The organism is Psychromonas arctica, from assembly GCF_038155225.1.
In the GTDB taxonomy this organism is placed as follows: Bacteria; Pseudomonadota; Gammaproteobacteria; order Enterobacterales; family Psychromonadaceae; genus Psychromonas; species Psychromonas arctica_B.
Window position 1 is genome coordinate 35,633 of sequence record NZ_JBAKBA010000030.1, and the last position, 14,839, is coordinate 50,471.

Below are 14,839 nucleotides of genomic sequence, written 5' to 3' on the forward strand. Positions count from 1 at the left end.
ATTTATTTATCACGTTTGATGATGTAGTGAGAGAACAACTCGAGTAACTGAGTATTATAAGGTAATTGCGATAAAGCATGAAGCGCTTCTTTATATAAGTCTTGTGCTTTTTGTTGTGCAGCAGGTAAACCTAGTAAAGCTGGATAGGTTGATTTATTTAATTCTTGGTCAGAACCCTGCGGTTTACCTAAGGTTTGTGTATCGCTAGTGATATCTAGGATATCATCTTGTACTTGGAAAGCTAATCCTATCGCAGTTGCAAAGCGAGACAATAATGCAAACTCTTGTGGATCAATATCAGCTTTAGTTAAAGCGCCCATTTGCACTGCAGCTAATATGAGTGCACCAGTTTTTGCATTATGTATCGTTTCTAGCTCAATTAAAGAGATTGCCGTATTTTCAGCGGCTATATCTAATACTTGTCCCGCACACATACCTTTTTCACCAGAAGCTTTCGCCAAAATATTGATGATTTTCAACTGTGGTTGAGGTAATAAATATTCAATGTCTGTAGATAGAATATCAAATGCTAATGTTTGTAATGCATCACCAGCCAAAATAGCCGTGGCTTCATCGTATTTTATGTGGCAGGTCGAGTGACCACGACGTAACGCATCATCATCCATTGCAGGTAAATCATCATGTATTAGAGAGTAAGCATGAATGCATTCAATAGCCGCAGCAATTGGGTCAAGTGTTTCAAGTTTGCTACCGAGCATTTGGCCAACGGCATAAACTAAGAAAGGTCTGACACGTTTTCCTCCTAGTAATGCACCGTAAGTCATTGCTTCATTTAATTTTATTGAAGCAGGGCTCGAGTAATTAATATGTTTTTCAAGCTGTTCATTTACACGTACTTGAAATTGTTGCATGGTAGAAGTTAATTGTGTCATCTAGGCTGCTTAGTATTGGAAATGGAAGACAAAAAGTTATTCTTCAAAATTTTGTAAAGGCGCTTGTACATCATTTTGCATTAAAATGCTGACTTGTTGCTGAGCATGTTGTAGTTTTTGACTATTACTGCGTGCTAGTGAAATACCTCGTTCAAATTGTTTTAACGCATCCTCGAGCGGTAAGTCACCACCCTCTAAATGTTGAACAATTTTTTCAAGTTCAGTAATTGCTTCTTCATATTGCATATTTTCAGGTTTTTTTAAGGCCATGGGAGATCTCTTTTCTATAATTTGTGCAAGATTACCGTGCCTGTTAAGGATGTCAAACTAAGGTATAAAAATAATTTCGAAAGAGTGAAGTTGTAAGCTGTTTAGTGAGTTGCAAAATATTTGATTTTAAATAATAGTTTATGGCTGCAAACTAACCATAAATAGCTATACTATCTACATAACAACGCATTAATATTAAATTAAAAAGGATTTATCTGTGGATTTAGCAACACTCGTTGGAATTATAGGCGCCTTTGGCTTTGTTGTAATGGCGATGCTGATGGGGGGAACACTCGATATGTTTGTCGATGTGACTTCTATCTTGATCGTGTTTGGCGGTACAGCATTCGTTGTAATGATGAAATATAACATTGGACAATTTTTTGGTGCCGTCAAAATTGCGATGAAAGCATTTATGTTTAAGACTGACTCACCTGAAGAGCTAATAGTAAAAACAGTAGAAATGGCTGATGCTGCCCGTAAAGGTGGTTTTTTAGCACTTGAAGAAGCTGAAATTAGTAATCCTTTCATGCAGAAAGGGGTTGATATGCTAGTTGACGGTCATGATGCAGACGTGGTTCGTCAAACCCTACAAAATGATATTAGGTTAACCTCTGAGCGACATGAAATTGGTGCTGATATATTTAAAAACTTTGGTGATGTGGCTCCTGCGATGGGGATGATTGGTACTTTAATTGGTTTGGTTGCTATGTTATCAAATATGGATGATCCAAAATCAATTGGTCCTGCGATGGCTGTTGCGTTATTGACTACATTATATGGTGCGGTAGTGGCAAACATGGTTGCTTTGCCAATTTCAGATAAATTAAAATTAAGAGCCCAAGAAGAGAAACTGAATCGTAGCCTTATTTTAGATGGTGTATTAGGTATTCAAGATGGTCAAAATCCACGTGTTATTGAAGGTGTATTACGCAATTACCTACCTGAGTCTAAACGAGGTAGTGCTGATGATGGTGGGGCTGAGTAATGGAAGAAGAATGTAAATGTCCCCCCGAGGGATTACCTGCATGGATGGGGACCTTTGCAGATCTAATGTCATTGTTAATGTGCTTCTTTGTTTTACTTTTATCATTCTCAGAAATGGATGTATTAAAATTTAAGCAAATAGCAGGATCAATGGCATTTGCTTTTGGTGTACAAAACCAATTAGAAGTAAAAGATATTCCTAAAGGGACCTCGGTCATTGCACAGGAGTTTAGGCCAGGTAAACCTGAACCGACACCTATCGAAGTGATCATGCAGCGAACGACTGAGGTTACTCAAACGACGTTAGACTTTCAAGAGGGTGATAGTAGCCGCTCTGGTGGACAACAAGATGTACCTGTTCGAGAAACCTCTTTACAAGTAAATGAAGAAACGAAAGAGGTATTATCTGCTGAGGTTTCTAAATCAGTTGCTGAACAATCAGAAGAACAACTAGAGCAAACTGAGCAGGCAGCTAGTGCTAGCACTGCTTCACAGCAGGCACTTACCAGGAAAGTGGCTGAAGATTTACGTGAAGAGATTGAAGATGGTGCGATTGAAATAGAATCTTTAGGACAGCAGTTGATTATTCGTGTCAGAGAAAAAGGCGCTTTTCCTGCAGGTTCTGCTTTTTTACAGCCTCGCTTTAGGCCTGTGATTGCGAAAGTGGCAAAAATATTAGTTGATGTACCTGGTGTGGTAACGGTTGCTGGGCATACTGATAATGAACCAATACAATCAGAGCTATATCGCTCTAACTTAGATTTATCTGCACAACGTGCTGTTTCTGTTGCTCAAGAAATGCTTAAGTTAAAAGGGATTAGAGATAAAAAAATGTTAGTGGTAGGTTATGCTAATACTAAACCATTAGTTGAAGGTGATACGCCTGCTGAACAACGTCGTAACCGTCGTGTTGAAATCATGATCATGCAAGGTGAGGCAGCAGAGTCTGATGAGATATCTGTAGAGTAACTTAGGTTATTTAAATCTAAGAATTACTTTATTTAACTTAACTTAACTTAACTTAATTTTATTTAGCTTTACCTAAGCTCATCTCTTTGTAATAAAAAGCCCCACGTTAACATCTGTTAACGTGGGGCTTTTTATTATCATCTTTGTTATGCCTATTAAAGGAGCGGTTGTCTATCAAAAGGACAATGGCATTAAGCAATCATTTTGTAAAAATACCAAAAGAATTAATAAGGTGATCATTCTTGCTGGTTAAAATTACCCCTAATTGCGTTGTGAGTTTTGAAGTGAGAACAACTATCTCCTACAACTCACGCCTTATTAGTGTTAATTTTTCCTGCGCAATCTCTGATCACTTATTTAATTCCATTGCTATAAGTGCTTTGTAACAACTGCTTTGTAAGAATAGCTTGTAAAAAGTACTTTTTAACAAGTATTAGAATGTTAGCGCGTTAAACCTACTCTTCTATCACTTTTTTCAATAAAACAATTAACCCTAACACCGGTACACCAATCAATGCAGAAGCGATAAAGAAGTTTACATAGCCAAAATCATCAACGTACACACCTGAAAATCCTGCAATAAACTTCGGAAACAACAACATTATTGAACTAAATAGTGCAAATTGTGTGGCTGAAAACTCAATATTAGTCAGTTTTGAAATATAGGTAATAAAGGCCGTTGTCGCAATACCTGCACTGATGTTATCCATAGAAATGATTAACGTTAATAATGTTAAATCTTTCCCCACAAAAGCGAGAATAGCAAAAATGAAATTAGTGATAACCACTAATAACCCACCTAGAAAAAGGATTGAATAAGTACTGTAGCGAGTTAATAAAACACCACCTAATGCAGCACCTAATAAAGTCATCGTGACACCAAATATTTTTGATATCGCGGCAATTTCACCTTTGGTATATCCCATGTCCACATAGAATGGGTTAGCCATAATACCCATTACAATATCGGAAATTCGGTATGTGCCAATCAATAATAAAATTAAGATGGCATGTTTTCCGTAACGTTTAAAAAAGTCTGTGAAAGGCGCAATTACCGCCATATTTAACCAGGCCATAAAGCGTCCTGCTTTTGTAGGAATTTCAGCTGCGTTTAATTGTTTCAAAATAGCTGCTTGCTGTTGTTGTAACTCCGTTCCTTTATAATTAGGTTCTTTCGCTACGAATGTTGTGATTATGCCAACACCCATGCATGCAGCCATCACAAAGTAAGACGTTGACCAAGCTGAAAGCTCATATGCTTCTGAGCTACTCGACCAAGCAGCAATTGCTAAGGAGCCTGCTCCAGCCATAATCATCGCTAAGCGGTATCCCGTCATGTAAGCAGCAGCCATTGCAGCTTGAAACTTTTCTGGGGCAGATTCAATACGAAAAGCATCAATAACAATGTCTTGTGTTGCAGAGCTATAAGCAACCACCAAAGCACAAACAGCAAACATCACTAAATTTTGTTGTGGGTCGCTCATGGCCATGCCAATAAGTGAAATAATAATAAATAGCTGCGACAGTAACAGCCACGATCGTCTTCGCCCAAGCCAAGGGGTTAATAATGGTATTGATAAACGGTCTACAAAAGGTGACCATATCCATTTAAAAGCATAAGCAAGTGCTATCCAGCTGAAAAAGCCAATACTTGCTCTACTAACACCCGCTTCACGTAACCAAAATGAGAGAGTAGAAAAAACCAGTAAAAGAGGTAAGCCGGCAGAAAAGCCGAAAAAGAATAAAATTGCGACACGTTTTTGTAGATAAATTTTGCAACTTTCTAACCAAGTCGGCTTATTTATTTGTTGTGATATTTCTATTGCCATGGAATTAACTCGATAAAGGTTGATGGTCTCGCTAAAATAAAAGGATGAAAAATTAAGCGGTTTGCTTATTTAGTTGAGTGAATTTTTTAAACTACCCAATGGGTTTTTATGATGGGGCAGTTTAAAGTTCAATGTTATTAATATTATTTCTAATGTTTTAATTGATGACCGATCAACTCAAAACGCCAACCTGTTAATATTTTAGGTTTTACTGCTGTTAAACGTTGTTGATCATTTAATTTCCAACACCAGCTTAAATACTCATTAATGACACGTTTAGAAGCAATTAATTCAACGGGTAATTCATATTTTTCAGCACAGGTTTTAACTTGGTCTCTGATCGATTTTAATGTTTTCTTATAAGTAGGAAAGTCGACTAAGCGTGAAATCAATGGTGGATAAGTTTCTGGATCTTGTGCTGTTACTTTAGCCATAACGGCTAAAATGCTATCACCGTGAATACGGATTTCATTCGGTAGTAAATTCAATCGTTTCAAATCAGCATATGTCGATGGTTGGTAATAAGCTAATAACCATAAATGTTCAGCTTTAACCACAAAGTTAAGTGCTAAATTTCTTGCTTGTGCTGTTTCTAAACGCCACTTTGCAAGTGCTTTAATAAGCGCTAAACCATATCGGTCTAATTGAGAAAGGTTATCTAATGATTTATAGGCTTTTTCTGGATCTACTGGTTTCATTTTTTGGTCAAGGATCATTTGGCATTCTTGTTCAAAAAATGTCGACATGTTTTTTTCAGCCAGTTGCGCTTGTAATACTTCTAAACTTGGTTGTAGATATAGCACATCAGCTGCTGCGTAATGTTGTTGCTTTTCTGTTAATGGGCGAGCACACCAATCGGTACGAGACTCACCTTTATCTAATACAACACCTTCAATCAATTCAACCATTTTAGCGTAACCTAACGATCCGCCATGGTTTAAAAAAGCACAGGCAACTTGTGTATCAAATAATTTAATATTGAGATTGCCTTTCTGGTGTTTGATGATTTCTAAATCTTCACTACTGGCGTGCAATATACAATCTTTTTTATCGATCGCTTGCCAAAATGCGCTGATGTCGCCTATTTCGATTGGGTCTATTAATACAATTCTTTCATTTTGAGAGACTTGTAATAAACCTAAATTAGCAAAAAACGTACGCGTACGAACAAATTCAGTATCTAAAGAGATAGGGGAGTTATCTAATGTAGCAATATACTCAGATAATTTTTCTTGTGTGGAAATGATCTCAAATTGCATCAATTGATAACCTAAATAGAATTGTAATATTTTCTTATCTTACGGAAATTGATGTATTTTTTCTATTGAAATATTGATTAGTTAACTTTTATTTAAAATAGATTCTAATGCATAAAAAGTATGATTTATTGCATAAATATATAAGCAAGGCTAACAAATTTAAGTGCTTATTATTGTGCGTTTGTTGCAGATCCATTAGAATACACCTTTACAAATGCGCCGCGATCTGCTTATTGATAATCATTCGCATTATCTGAATATGTTTAGGCCGGAAAAAAGATTTTAAGTAATAGTGTGGTAAGGGAAACAATGACTAGAACAATGTATGAAAAAATCTGGGATGCGAACTTAGTTCATGAACCAGAAGCAGGATCTCCGCTTTTGTTTGTTGACAGACATCTAATGCATGAAGTAACAAGTCCACAAGCTTTTGAAGGCCTACGCCTGCAAAACCGTAAAGTGCGAAACGTGCATAGTATTCTAGGTACAATCGATCACTGTGTACCAACTAAAGACCGTTTCAATATTGTTGATGTTATTGCTAAAAAACAAGTTGAAACGATGACTGCTAACTGTGAAGAAAATGAAATTAACCTTTACGGTATGGACAGTAACCAAAACGGTGTTATTCACATTGTTGTACCTGAGCATGGTTTTGTTCATCCAGGTATGGTTGTATGTTGTGGCGATAGCCATACAGCAACGCATGGTGCATTCGGCGCGTTAGCGTTTGGTATAGGTACTAGTGAAGTTGAACATGTAATGGCAACACAAACATTACAACAGAAAAAAGCGAAAACAATGCTAGTGAAAGTAGAAGGTAAACTACCTGCTTTCTCAACAGCAAAAGATATTGCATTAGCTATTATTGCTAAAACAGGTACTGCTGGCGGTACGGGTTATGTAATGGAATTCGCTGGTAATACAATTACAGACCTTACAATGGAAGGTCGTATGACGCTATGTAACATGGCGATTGAAGCGGGTGCTCGTGCTGGTCTTGTTGCACCAGATCAAGTGACATTTGACTACCTTGAAGGTAAAGAGTTCGCACCAAAAGGCGACGAATGGCCAATGGCTGTTGAGTATTGGAAATCACTAGTCTCTGATGAAGGCGCTGAGTTTGATGCAGTTATCGAATTAAAAGCAGAAGATATCGCTCCACAAGTTTCTTGGGGTACATCTCCAGAGCAAGTAATCTCTGTAACAGGTGTTGTTCCTTCTCCATCTGATTTTACTAATGAAGTTAAATCTCAAGCATGTGCAAGCGCACTTAAATACATGGATCTTAAAGCAGGCCAAAATATTACTGATATTCATATCGATGTCGTATTTATTGGTTCTTGTACAAATGGTCGTATTGAAGATTTCCGCGCCGCAGCTGAATTACTGAAAGGTAAAAAAGTAGCTGATGGTGTTCAAGCTTTCGCTGTACCAGGTTCTTTTCCTGTTAAAGAACAAGCAGAAAAAGAAGGTCTTGATAAGATCTTTGTGGAGGCTGGTTGGGAATGGCGTGATCCAGGTTGTTCAATGTGTCTAGCAATGAATGGTGATGAGTTAAAAGATGGTCAACGTAGCGCATCTACTTCAAATCGTAATTTTGAAGGTCGTCAAGGTAAAGGTGGTCGTACTCATCTTGTATCACCAGCAATGGCTGCTGCAGCATCAGTTGCAGGTCACTTTGTAGACATTCGAGATTGGAAATAGGGGCTAGATAATGCAACCATATATTAAACATACAAGTATCGCAGCGTTAATGGATCGTAGTAACGTCGATACGGATCAAATCATCCCAAAAAACTTCATGAAAAAAGTGGAACGTACTGGTTTTGGTATTAATTTGTTCCATAACTGGCGTTATCTTGCGGATAACGTGACACCAAATCCTGAGTTTGAATTAAACAAACCTGCTTTTAAAGGCGCTAAAATATTAGTTGCTGGTGAAAACTTCGGTTGTGGTTCATCTCGTGAGCATGCTCCATGGGCAATCGCGGATTACGGTTTTAATACTGTTATTTCAACTAGTTTTGCTGATATTTTCTACAGTAACTGTTTTAAAAATAGTATTTTGCCAATTATCGTAACCGATGAGCAACTTGCTGCATTAATGGCTGAAATTGCAGGTAACGAAGGTGTTGAATTTACCGTTGATTTAGAAGCTCAAAAAGTAACGACACCAGGTGGTCTTTCAATCTCATTTGAAGTAGATGCATTCCGTAAAGAATCATTACTTGATGGTCTTGATGATATCGCTTGGACGTTAAAGCATGAAGAGCAAATTTCTACGTATGAAGCGGCACAAAGAAAACGTTTACCGTGGTTATGGCCTAGCGCTTAATCAAGCTTGATACCAATTAAACTAAATTGGTAGTAGTTTGTTATCACAAATAAAAGGTGCACTTGTTGCACCTTTTTTATCGAAAACTTATTGTAGTGGATTGTTTGTAGTGAATTGTTATTTAACACTATTTTTATTAATTCAGTGCAATAAGCTTTTATCTTAAATTTTTACATGTGGAGTAAGCAATGACTCAAGATAATGTCACTGTGCAGTTGATGGATACAACATTACGCGATGGAGAACAGACTCAAGCTGTTTCATTTTCTCCTGCTGAAAAAGTTAGCCTTGCTAAAGCACTATTACAAAAGCTTAAAATTGATCGTATTGAAGTTGCCTCTGCACGAGTATCAGAAGGTGAAAAAGAAGGTGTTACTAAGTTAAATATGTGGGCCGCAAAAGAAGGGTTAGTTGACCGTATTGAAGTTTTAGGCTTTGTCGATCACACATTAAGTGTTGATTGGATCACTGATACTGGCGGTAAAGTATTAAACTTATTAGCCAAAGGTAGTTTAAAGCATTGCACTGAGCAATTAAAAAAAACCTTAGATGAGCATGTTAATGATGTTAAACAAACGATTGAATATGCAAAAAAACAAGGCTTAAAAGTTAATATCTATTTGGAAGATTGGTCAAACGGTTATCAAGATAGTCCTGAATATGTCTACGAAATGGTCACTAAATTATCTGATGTAGGTATTGCGCATTTTATGTTGCCAGACACATTAGGAGTCATGTCCCCAGATGAAGTATTTGAAAGTCTGAGTGATATGGTGACACGCTTTCCAAAATTGAAGTTTGATTTTCATCCTCATAATGATTACGGATTAGCAACCGCTAATGCGATGTATGCTGTAAAAGCAGGCGTGTCTTCTATTCATTGCACCATGAACTGTTTAGGTGAGCGAGCGGGTAACGCCTCTTTAACTGAAGTTGCTGTGGTATTAAAAGATAAATTAGGTAAAAAAGTAAATATCGACGAGTCTGAAATTCATAATCTAAGCAAATTAGTTGAGAATTTTTCAGGTAAACGTATCGCTGATAATACCCCGATTGTCGGCGCTGATGTCTTTACTCAAACTAGTGGTATTCATGCTGACGGTGATAGAAAGGGTGGTTTATATATCTCTGCCTTAACGCCTGAACGTTTTGCGCGTTCACGTAGTTATGCATTGGGGAAAATGAGTGGTAAAGCTTCAATTGCTAAAAACCTAGAAGCAATGGATATTGAACTCGATGCAGGTCAACAGAAGAAACTATTAAAACGTATTGTGCGTTTGGCGGATCAAAAAGCAACGATTACTGCGGATGATTTACCGTTTATTATTGCTGACCTATTAGAGAGAAACGATTATAACTATGTTGAATTATTAAACTGTTCTATTAATTCAGGTTTAGATTTAGAATCAACGGTCAGTATTCGTGTGCGTGTTAATGATGAAATATATAAAACCAGTGGCAGCGGTAATGGTGGTTTTGATGCCTTTATAAGCGCGATGAAAAAAGTGTTAGATAATGAGCAGTTTATATTCCCTGAATTAGTTGATTTTGAATTGCGCATTCCACCTGGTGGTCAAACGAGTGCCTTTACTGAGTGTATTGTTACTTGGGAAGATGGCGATGATCAGTTTACAACGCGTGGTGTCAATGCAAATCAGGTATTAGCAGGGATTGGTGCAACAATCCGTATGATCAATTTGCGTATGCATAATAAAGAAAGTTAACGCTAAAAAGTTATTGTTAACTAATAAAATCTAGTTATCACTAGATTCTTAAAATAAAAGCCTTAATCTTTGATTAGGGCTTTTGTACTTTGACGAATATACTAGCGTTAATTAAAGAAGCTATCGAATAAAAGAGGAAAGAAAATGAGAGTATGTGGTGTTGAATTAACAGGTAATGAAGCAGTGATTGCCATTATGCAGTATAAAAATGGCTTATATGATGTGCCGCCTGTGCGTACAACAAAACTAACATTAAATGATCCAATTAATACTGAGCCGTTAAAGAAGTTTCAATTTGATTTCGCTCAACTGATGAAAGATTACCAAATAGATAAAGTGATCATCCGTGAGCGTGCATTAAAAGGCAAGTTCGCTGGTCATACGTTAAGTTTTAAAATTGAAGGTGCGTTACAATTAATGCAAAGTGTAGAAGTGCAGGTGATTTCGTCTGATTATATTAAACAAGGTCTTAAACAAGCACAAAATACACCTACTGCGATTGAAGTCGGGCTTAAAAAATTCCAAGAGCAAGCTATGTTAACGGCATTTGGTTACCTACAAAATAAGCTAGGTTAATATTTTTTATTGTTATTGGTTCGCTATTTTTACTCAATGACATTGACCAAATAGCATAACCAAAAAGAGCAATTAAATTGCACTGGCTCAATGAGATTAGACCAATCACATTAATCCGATAACAGTAGCGAAAGCGTTTAACCAAATGCTTAAACTTAAAAAGCTAATGATATGGAATGATTTGAAAAAAAGGAGATGAATAATAATTTATTCATCTCCTTTTTTGTATCCTAATTAAATATCAGCTCTAAAGTTTAAAATAAAATATCAAGGTATGCTTAAAGAATAGTCGTACTATAAGCTAGACGAGTTTAAACAGAGATGAGTATAATCATCAACATTTAATACATTAAAATAAAAGGAAAGGCGCGTGGAAAATAACTTTGAAAACTTTGTTGCTCAATTTAAAGAGCAACAACCTGTCTCATTAGGTGCATTCTTTTATCAAGCTGAGCTTCATTTAGTAACTCAGCTAAAAGATTACTTAGGCGTTGAACAAGCACAACCAAGAAGTTTTTTCTCGTTAATTGAGCAAGCGAAAAAGACAAATAACGTAGATACCAATAAGCATTTTTGGAATGCTTTATTAGCGTTTAATCAAATTAACTTTAACCCTACTAGTAGCTCTCAACCATGGTTACGCTATGTGAATATTATTGAATCATTACAAGGTTACGCGGGTAGTCAGTTATTTGAAGCAAAAAATATTAAACTAAAACGTCAACACCGCTTATTTTTTGCTTATATGCTCACGTGGGAACATCTACGTTATATTGCAGGAAATGATGATGATTATAGCCCTAGCAGTGAAGTACTAGGCGCTTATTCAAGTGCGCATAGCGAAGAGGATCATGTGCATACAGAGCAATGCAGTAGTACAAGGTGTGGTGAATAATCTCATCAGTATTAATCGATAAACCTGAATGAACTTATGGGGTTAAGAATCGTCTTTTACTTAATGCTGAAAGGCTGCTATTACCATCATTGTTCAGGTTTTTTATGATTAATCCAATAAAAGAATAATTGAGCTGGTTTTTATAAGAGAGATACTATGCGTGAAAATATCAATGAAATGGCTTGTCCTTTTTGTTTGAAGGACAATCAATGTGATGTCGCTAATAGTTGTTGGTGTAAAGTCGTCGATATTCCTGCTCAGCTTTTACAGTTAGTACCTACCAGCCTTAAAAATAAAACCTGTATTTGTAATGCTTGTGTTATCAGTTTTAACCATGATCCCGTGTTGTTTGTAAAAAACAGAGAAGGATTAGTCGCAAGCTAGCTTAGTAATGAATCATTTATGGTGTCATTTATAAACACCGAATATTGTATGTTATGCGTTTTCTAATATTCATTACTTTAAAATAAAGTTAACTGGATAAAGGTTTTTCAGTTATTTAGTTGTTCAATGGTGGTTGCCGAGTTACCGCTATTATCTTGTAAGTTAATATCCGCACCACGTTCAACTAATAATTCACGAAGCTCTTCACGACCAAATAAACTAGCGTACATTACTGCTGTTTGACCTGCTTTATTTTGTTGGTTTTCATCACAATCTTCAGACATTAACGTTTTAGCAATACTAAACTCACCCCTAAATACGGCAGCCATTAAAGCAGTATTACCTCTATTATCTTGAGCACAAACATTAGCGCCTTCTTTAATTAACGTATTAACAACATTTTTTTGTCCATTGTATGTGGCAATCATTAATGCGGTGTAACCTTTATGATTTTTAACATCAATCGGTAAACCTGCGTTTAAAAATTCGCTAATGACTTCATTGTCACCAGTACGTGCTGCAGCATAGTAGTAAGGTATTAATTGTTCATAGGCTTTTTCTTGATTGGCTTCGTCAGCATTAGCATTAGCAAAAGTGAATGGAGACGTTATCGCTAATACAAAAAGAGGGAAGAAAGTCGCCAGTAACCCATTTTTTTTCGTTGTTCTATTATTTGAAATTAATGACTTAATAGTAAACATATCTTTCCTCTCTTTATTATCAGGTTATATAAGTAGGTGAGGGATTCACCTACTTATTTGTGTGTGAATTTATAGCGTTTTAGCTATTGCTTTCACTTTTTCGATATCACCGCTCACTGCTTTTGTTAAACGTGTGCCGTACTCTGCATCTGCTTTATAAAAGTGACTTAACATTTTATGTTGTGTCTCTTTATTCTTAACAGCACCTAAATCACCAGATAGATTACGGATTAAGTTTGTACGTTCTTGTTCAGAGAATGCACGGTAAACTTCACCTGCTTGTGCAAAATCAAGCTCTTTATGAATTGCTTTTTGTTGCACTGACCCTGTTAGAGGTGTTTCGCTATGACGTGCTTTTACATCTTCAGTAACACCTTCATAGTTTGGTTGGTAGTTAATATCAGATTGAGTATTACCCACATTACCTACGCCACCCTGATTGTAATTAAATACAACTACTTTTGGACGGTTAATCGGAAGTTGCTGGTGGTTAGCACCTAAACGGTAAAGCTGTGTATCTGCATATGAAAACATACGACCTTGTAGCAATCTATCTTCAGATGGTTCAATACCTGGGATAAGGTTTGCTGGCGCCATAGCAACTTGCTCAGTTTCTTGGAAAAAGTTATCAGGTACTCTGTTTAAAGTCATTGTACCGACTTTAGTTTCTTTGATATTTGTCCAAGCTTTAGTTGCGTCTAATGGGTTATAAGCAAATTTATTCAGGTCAGAAGGTTTCATCGTTTTGATGTATAAATCCCATTTAGGGAAGTTGCCATCTGAGATATTTGCATATAAATCACGGGTCATATGTTGTGTATCTGTTGATTGCACTTCTTTAACTTGATCAGCATCTAGGTTTTTAATACCTTGATGACTCTTCCAATGGAATTTCACATAGTTAACATCACCGTCATCATTGATCATTTTATAAGCATGAACACCAAAACCATCCATTTCACGGTAACTAGCAGGTGTACCGTTATCGCTAAATACACGCGTTAACATACTTGTTGAACCTGGCTCATTTGAGAAAAAGTCAAAAAAGCGATTTGGATCTTGAATATTAGTAACTGGAGAAGGTTTTAATGAATGAACCATGTCTGGGAACTTAATCGCATCTCGTATAAAGAATACTGGTAAGTTGATACCCACTAGATCCCAGTTGCCTTCATCACTATAAAACTTAGTGGCAAAACCTCTAGGATCACGCAGTGTTTCAGGGCTACCTAATGGATGAATAACCGATGAGAAACGAACAAATACAGGTGTTTCTTTTCCTTTACTCTCAAAGGGTGCTGCAGTAGTAACATCGCTGTAATCAGTAGATGCAACAAAAACACCGTGAGCACCGGTACCGCGAGCATGCACAACTCGCTCTGGTATACGTTCACGAGCAAAACGTTGTAATTTCTGAATAAGATGAACGTCTTCTAATAAAACACTGCCATTTGGACCTGCAGTAAGTGAATTTTGATTGTCGCCGACAGCAGCACCATTATCTTTTGTAAGTACTTCAGCACTAACATTAAAAGCAGTTGCAAGACTTAATACTGGTACTAGGACCTTTAATTTAGATTTCATATTCATTCCCTTTTAACTTGTTGTTTGTAATAAGTGATGAGGATAATAGAGGGATTCAAATGAAAAGAAAAAACGTTTGTACTGATACGATTGATAGGTAAATTCGATTGGTTGTTGTTTTTATATAGTTTTTATATATTGCAGAGATATGTTTAATTAAATTGTTTAAAAGAAAAAATTAATTAAACAATCTTTCCAATCAATGGCTTAATTATTGTTTACCTTAATAAGGCTTTAAAAAAACCTAAAAGACAAAAGAGTATTTTAAATAGTAACTAATAGGCTATCACTAAAGTTTTTTACTGAAAAGTTAGACTGATAGTTTATGTGGAAAGAGGGTTGGACACCTCATTTATATGTATTTAAATTCAATTCTAGTTAGGGCGTGTTGATCTTTGGTGCTCAATAATTACTCTGCATGCATAGGGAG

14 protein-coding genes are annotated in these 14,839 nt (G+C 36.4%); 8 read left to right on the forward strand and 6 right to left on the reverse strand.

What is annotated here, in order from left to right; translation table 11 throughout:
• Positions 1-2: 2 nt before the first annotated feature.
• Together ispA and xseB are read right to left on the reverse strand one after the other, a co-directional pair.
• Complete coding sequence (gene ispA, locus V6255_RS12720; protein ID WP_341628496.1) at positions 3-893, reverse strand: (2E,6E)-farnesyl diphosphate synthase; 891 nt, start codon at positions 891-893, stop codon at positions 3-5.
• 36 nt (positions 894-929) lie between these two features.
• Complete coding sequence (gene xseB, locus V6255_RS12725; protein WP_160061150.1) at positions 930-1,163, reverse strand: exodeoxyribonuclease VII small subunit; 234 nt, start codon at positions 1,161-1,163, stop codon at positions 930-932.
• 217 nt (positions 1,164-1,380) lie between these two features.
• On the opposite strand from xseB, the gene pomA reads away from it, so the two are divergent.
• Together pomA and V6255_RS12735 are read left to right on the forward strand one after the other, a co-directional pair.
• Entirely contained in the window at positions 1,381-2,151 is a 771-nt protein-coding gene (gene pomA, locus V6255_RS12730; RefSeq protein ID WP_341628497.1) for a flagellar motor protein PomA, read from the forward strand.
• Positions 2,151-3,119, forward strand: coding sequence for a flagellar motor protein MotB (locus V6255_RS12735; protein ID WP_341628498.1), 969 nt, complete (start codon positions 2,151-2,153; stop codon positions 3,117-3,119). Before pomA ends, V6255_RS12735 begins: the two co-directional genes overlap by 1 nt.
• 455 nt (positions 3,120-3,574) lie before the next feature.
• On the opposite strand, the gene V6255_RS12740 is transcribed toward V6255_RS12735, so the two are convergent.
• Complete coding sequence (locus tag V6255_RS12740) at positions 3,575-4,948, reverse strand: AmpG family muropeptide MFS transporter (RefSeq protein WP_341628499.1); 1,374 nt, start codon at positions 4,946-4,948, stop codon at positions 3,575-3,577.
• Positions 4,949-5,097: 149 nt separating this feature from the next.
• A complete protein-coding gene (gene rnd, locus V6255_RS12745; RefSeq protein ID WP_341628500.1) occupies positions 5,098-6,207 on the reverse strand; it encodes a ribonuclease D in 1,110 nt (369 codons plus the stop codon).
• A 309-nt stretch (positions 6,208-6,516) separates the two neighbouring features.
• On the opposite strand from rnd, the gene leuC reads away from it, so the two are divergent.
• From leuC to V6255_RS12775, 6 genes are all read left to right on the forward strand, one after another.
• Entirely contained in the window at positions 6,517-7,914 is a 1,398-nt protein-coding gene (gene leuC / locus V6255_RS12750) for a 3-isopropylmalate dehydratase large subunit (protein WP_341628501.1), read from the forward strand.
• A 10-nt stretch (positions 7,915-7,924) separates the two neighbouring features.
• The gene (leuD, locus tag V6255_RS12755) at positions 7,925-8,545 is read left to right on the forward strand and encodes a 3-isopropylmalate dehydratase small subunit (RefSeq protein ID WP_160061156.1); all 621 of its coding nucleotides are present in this window, start codon (positions 7,925-7,927) and stop codon (positions 8,543-8,545) included.
• 188 nt (positions 8,546-8,733) lie between these two features.
• Positions 8,734-10,269: an alpha-isopropylmalate synthase regulatory domain-containing protein gene (locus V6255_RS12760; protein ID WP_341628502.1), complete on the forward strand. Its 1,536-nt coding sequence runs from the start codon at positions 8,734-8,736 to the stop codon at positions 10,267-10,269.
• 144 nt (positions 10,270-10,413) lie between these two features.
• The gene (locus tag V6255_RS12765; protein ID WP_160061158.1) at positions 10,414-10,845 is read left to right on the forward strand and encodes a DUF3010 family protein; all 432 of its coding nucleotides are present in this window, start codon (positions 10,414-10,416) and stop codon (positions 10,843-10,845) included.
• 370 nt (positions 10,846-11,215) lie between these two features.
• Positions 11,216-11,740 carry a hypothetical protein gene (locus V6255_RS12770; protein WP_341628503.1) on the forward strand — a complete coding sequence of 175 codons (525 nt, stop codon included), beginning with the start codon at positions 11,216-11,218 and terminating at the stop codon, positions 11,738-11,740.
• Positions 11,741-11,896: 156 nt separating this feature from the next.
• On the forward strand, positions 11,897-12,124 hold the full coding sequence (locus V6255_RS12775) for a cysteine-rich CWC family protein (protein WP_341628504.1): 228 nt from the start codon (positions 11,897-11,899) through the stop codon (positions 12,122-12,124).
• 107 nt (positions 12,125-12,231) lie between these two features.
• Here the strand turns inward: V6255_RS12775 and V6255_RS12780 are convergent, their stop codons facing one another.
• Both V6255_RS12780 and V6255_RS12785 read right to left on the reverse strand, forming a co-directional pair.
• Positions 12,232-12,825, reverse strand: a complete 594-nt coding sequence (locus tag V6255_RS12780; RefSeq protein ID WP_341628505.1) for an ankyrin repeat domain-containing protein — start codon at positions 12,823-12,825, stop codon at positions 12,232-12,234.
• 69 nt (positions 12,826-12,894) lie between these two features.
• Complete coding sequence (locus tag V6255_RS12785) at positions 12,895-14,409, reverse strand: catalase (protein ID WP_425355929.1); 1,515 nt, start codon at positions 14,407-14,409, stop codon at positions 12,895-12,897.
• Between the last annotated feature and the right edge of the window lie 430 nt (positions 14,410-14,839).

Coding starts and splice junctions, on each gene's coding strand:
- V6255_RS12785 (WP_425355929.1), bottom strand. CDS start 14,409: ATGAAATCTAAATTAAAGGTCCTAGTACCAGTATTAAGTCTTGCAACT.
- V6255_RS12780 (WP_341628505.1), bottom strand. CDS start 12,825: ATGTTTACTATTAAGTCATTAATTTCAAATAATAGAACAACGAAAAAA.
- leuD (WP_160061156.1), top strand. CDS start 7,925: ATGCAACCATATATTAAACATACAAGTATCGCAGCGTTAATGGATCGT.
- V6255_RS12765 (WP_160061158.1), top strand. CDS start 10,414: ATGAGAGTATGTGGTGTTGAATTAACAGGTAATGAAGCAGTGATTGCC.
- V6255_RS12740 (WP_341628499.1), bottom strand. CDS start 4,948: ATGGCAATAGAAATATCACAACAAATAAATAAGCCGACTTGGTTAGAA.
- V6255_RS12735 (WP_341628498.1), top strand. CDS start 2,151: ATGGAAGAAGAATGTAAATGTCCCCCCGAGGGATTACCTGCATGGATG.
- leuC (WP_341628501.1), top strand. CDS start 6,517: ATGACTAGAACAATGTATGAAAAAATCTGGGATGCGAACTTAGTTCAT.
- V6255_RS12775 (WP_341628504.1), top strand. CDS start 11,897: ATGCGTGAAAATATCAATGAAATGGCTTGTCCTTTTTGTTTGAAGGAC.
- V6255_RS12760 (WP_341628502.1), top strand. CDS start 8,734: ATGACTCAAGATAATGTCACTGTGCAGTTGATGGATACAACATTACGC.
- xseB (WP_160061150.1), bottom strand. CDS start 1,163: ATGGCCTTAAAAAAACCTGAAAATATGCAATATGAAGAAGCAATTACT.
- ispA (WP_341628496.1), bottom strand. CDS start 893: ATGACACAATTAACTTCTACCATGCAACAATTTCAAGTACGTGTAAAT.
- rnd (WP_341628500.1), bottom strand. CDS start 6,207: ATGCAATTTGAGATCATTTCCACACAAGAAAAATTATCTGAGTATATT.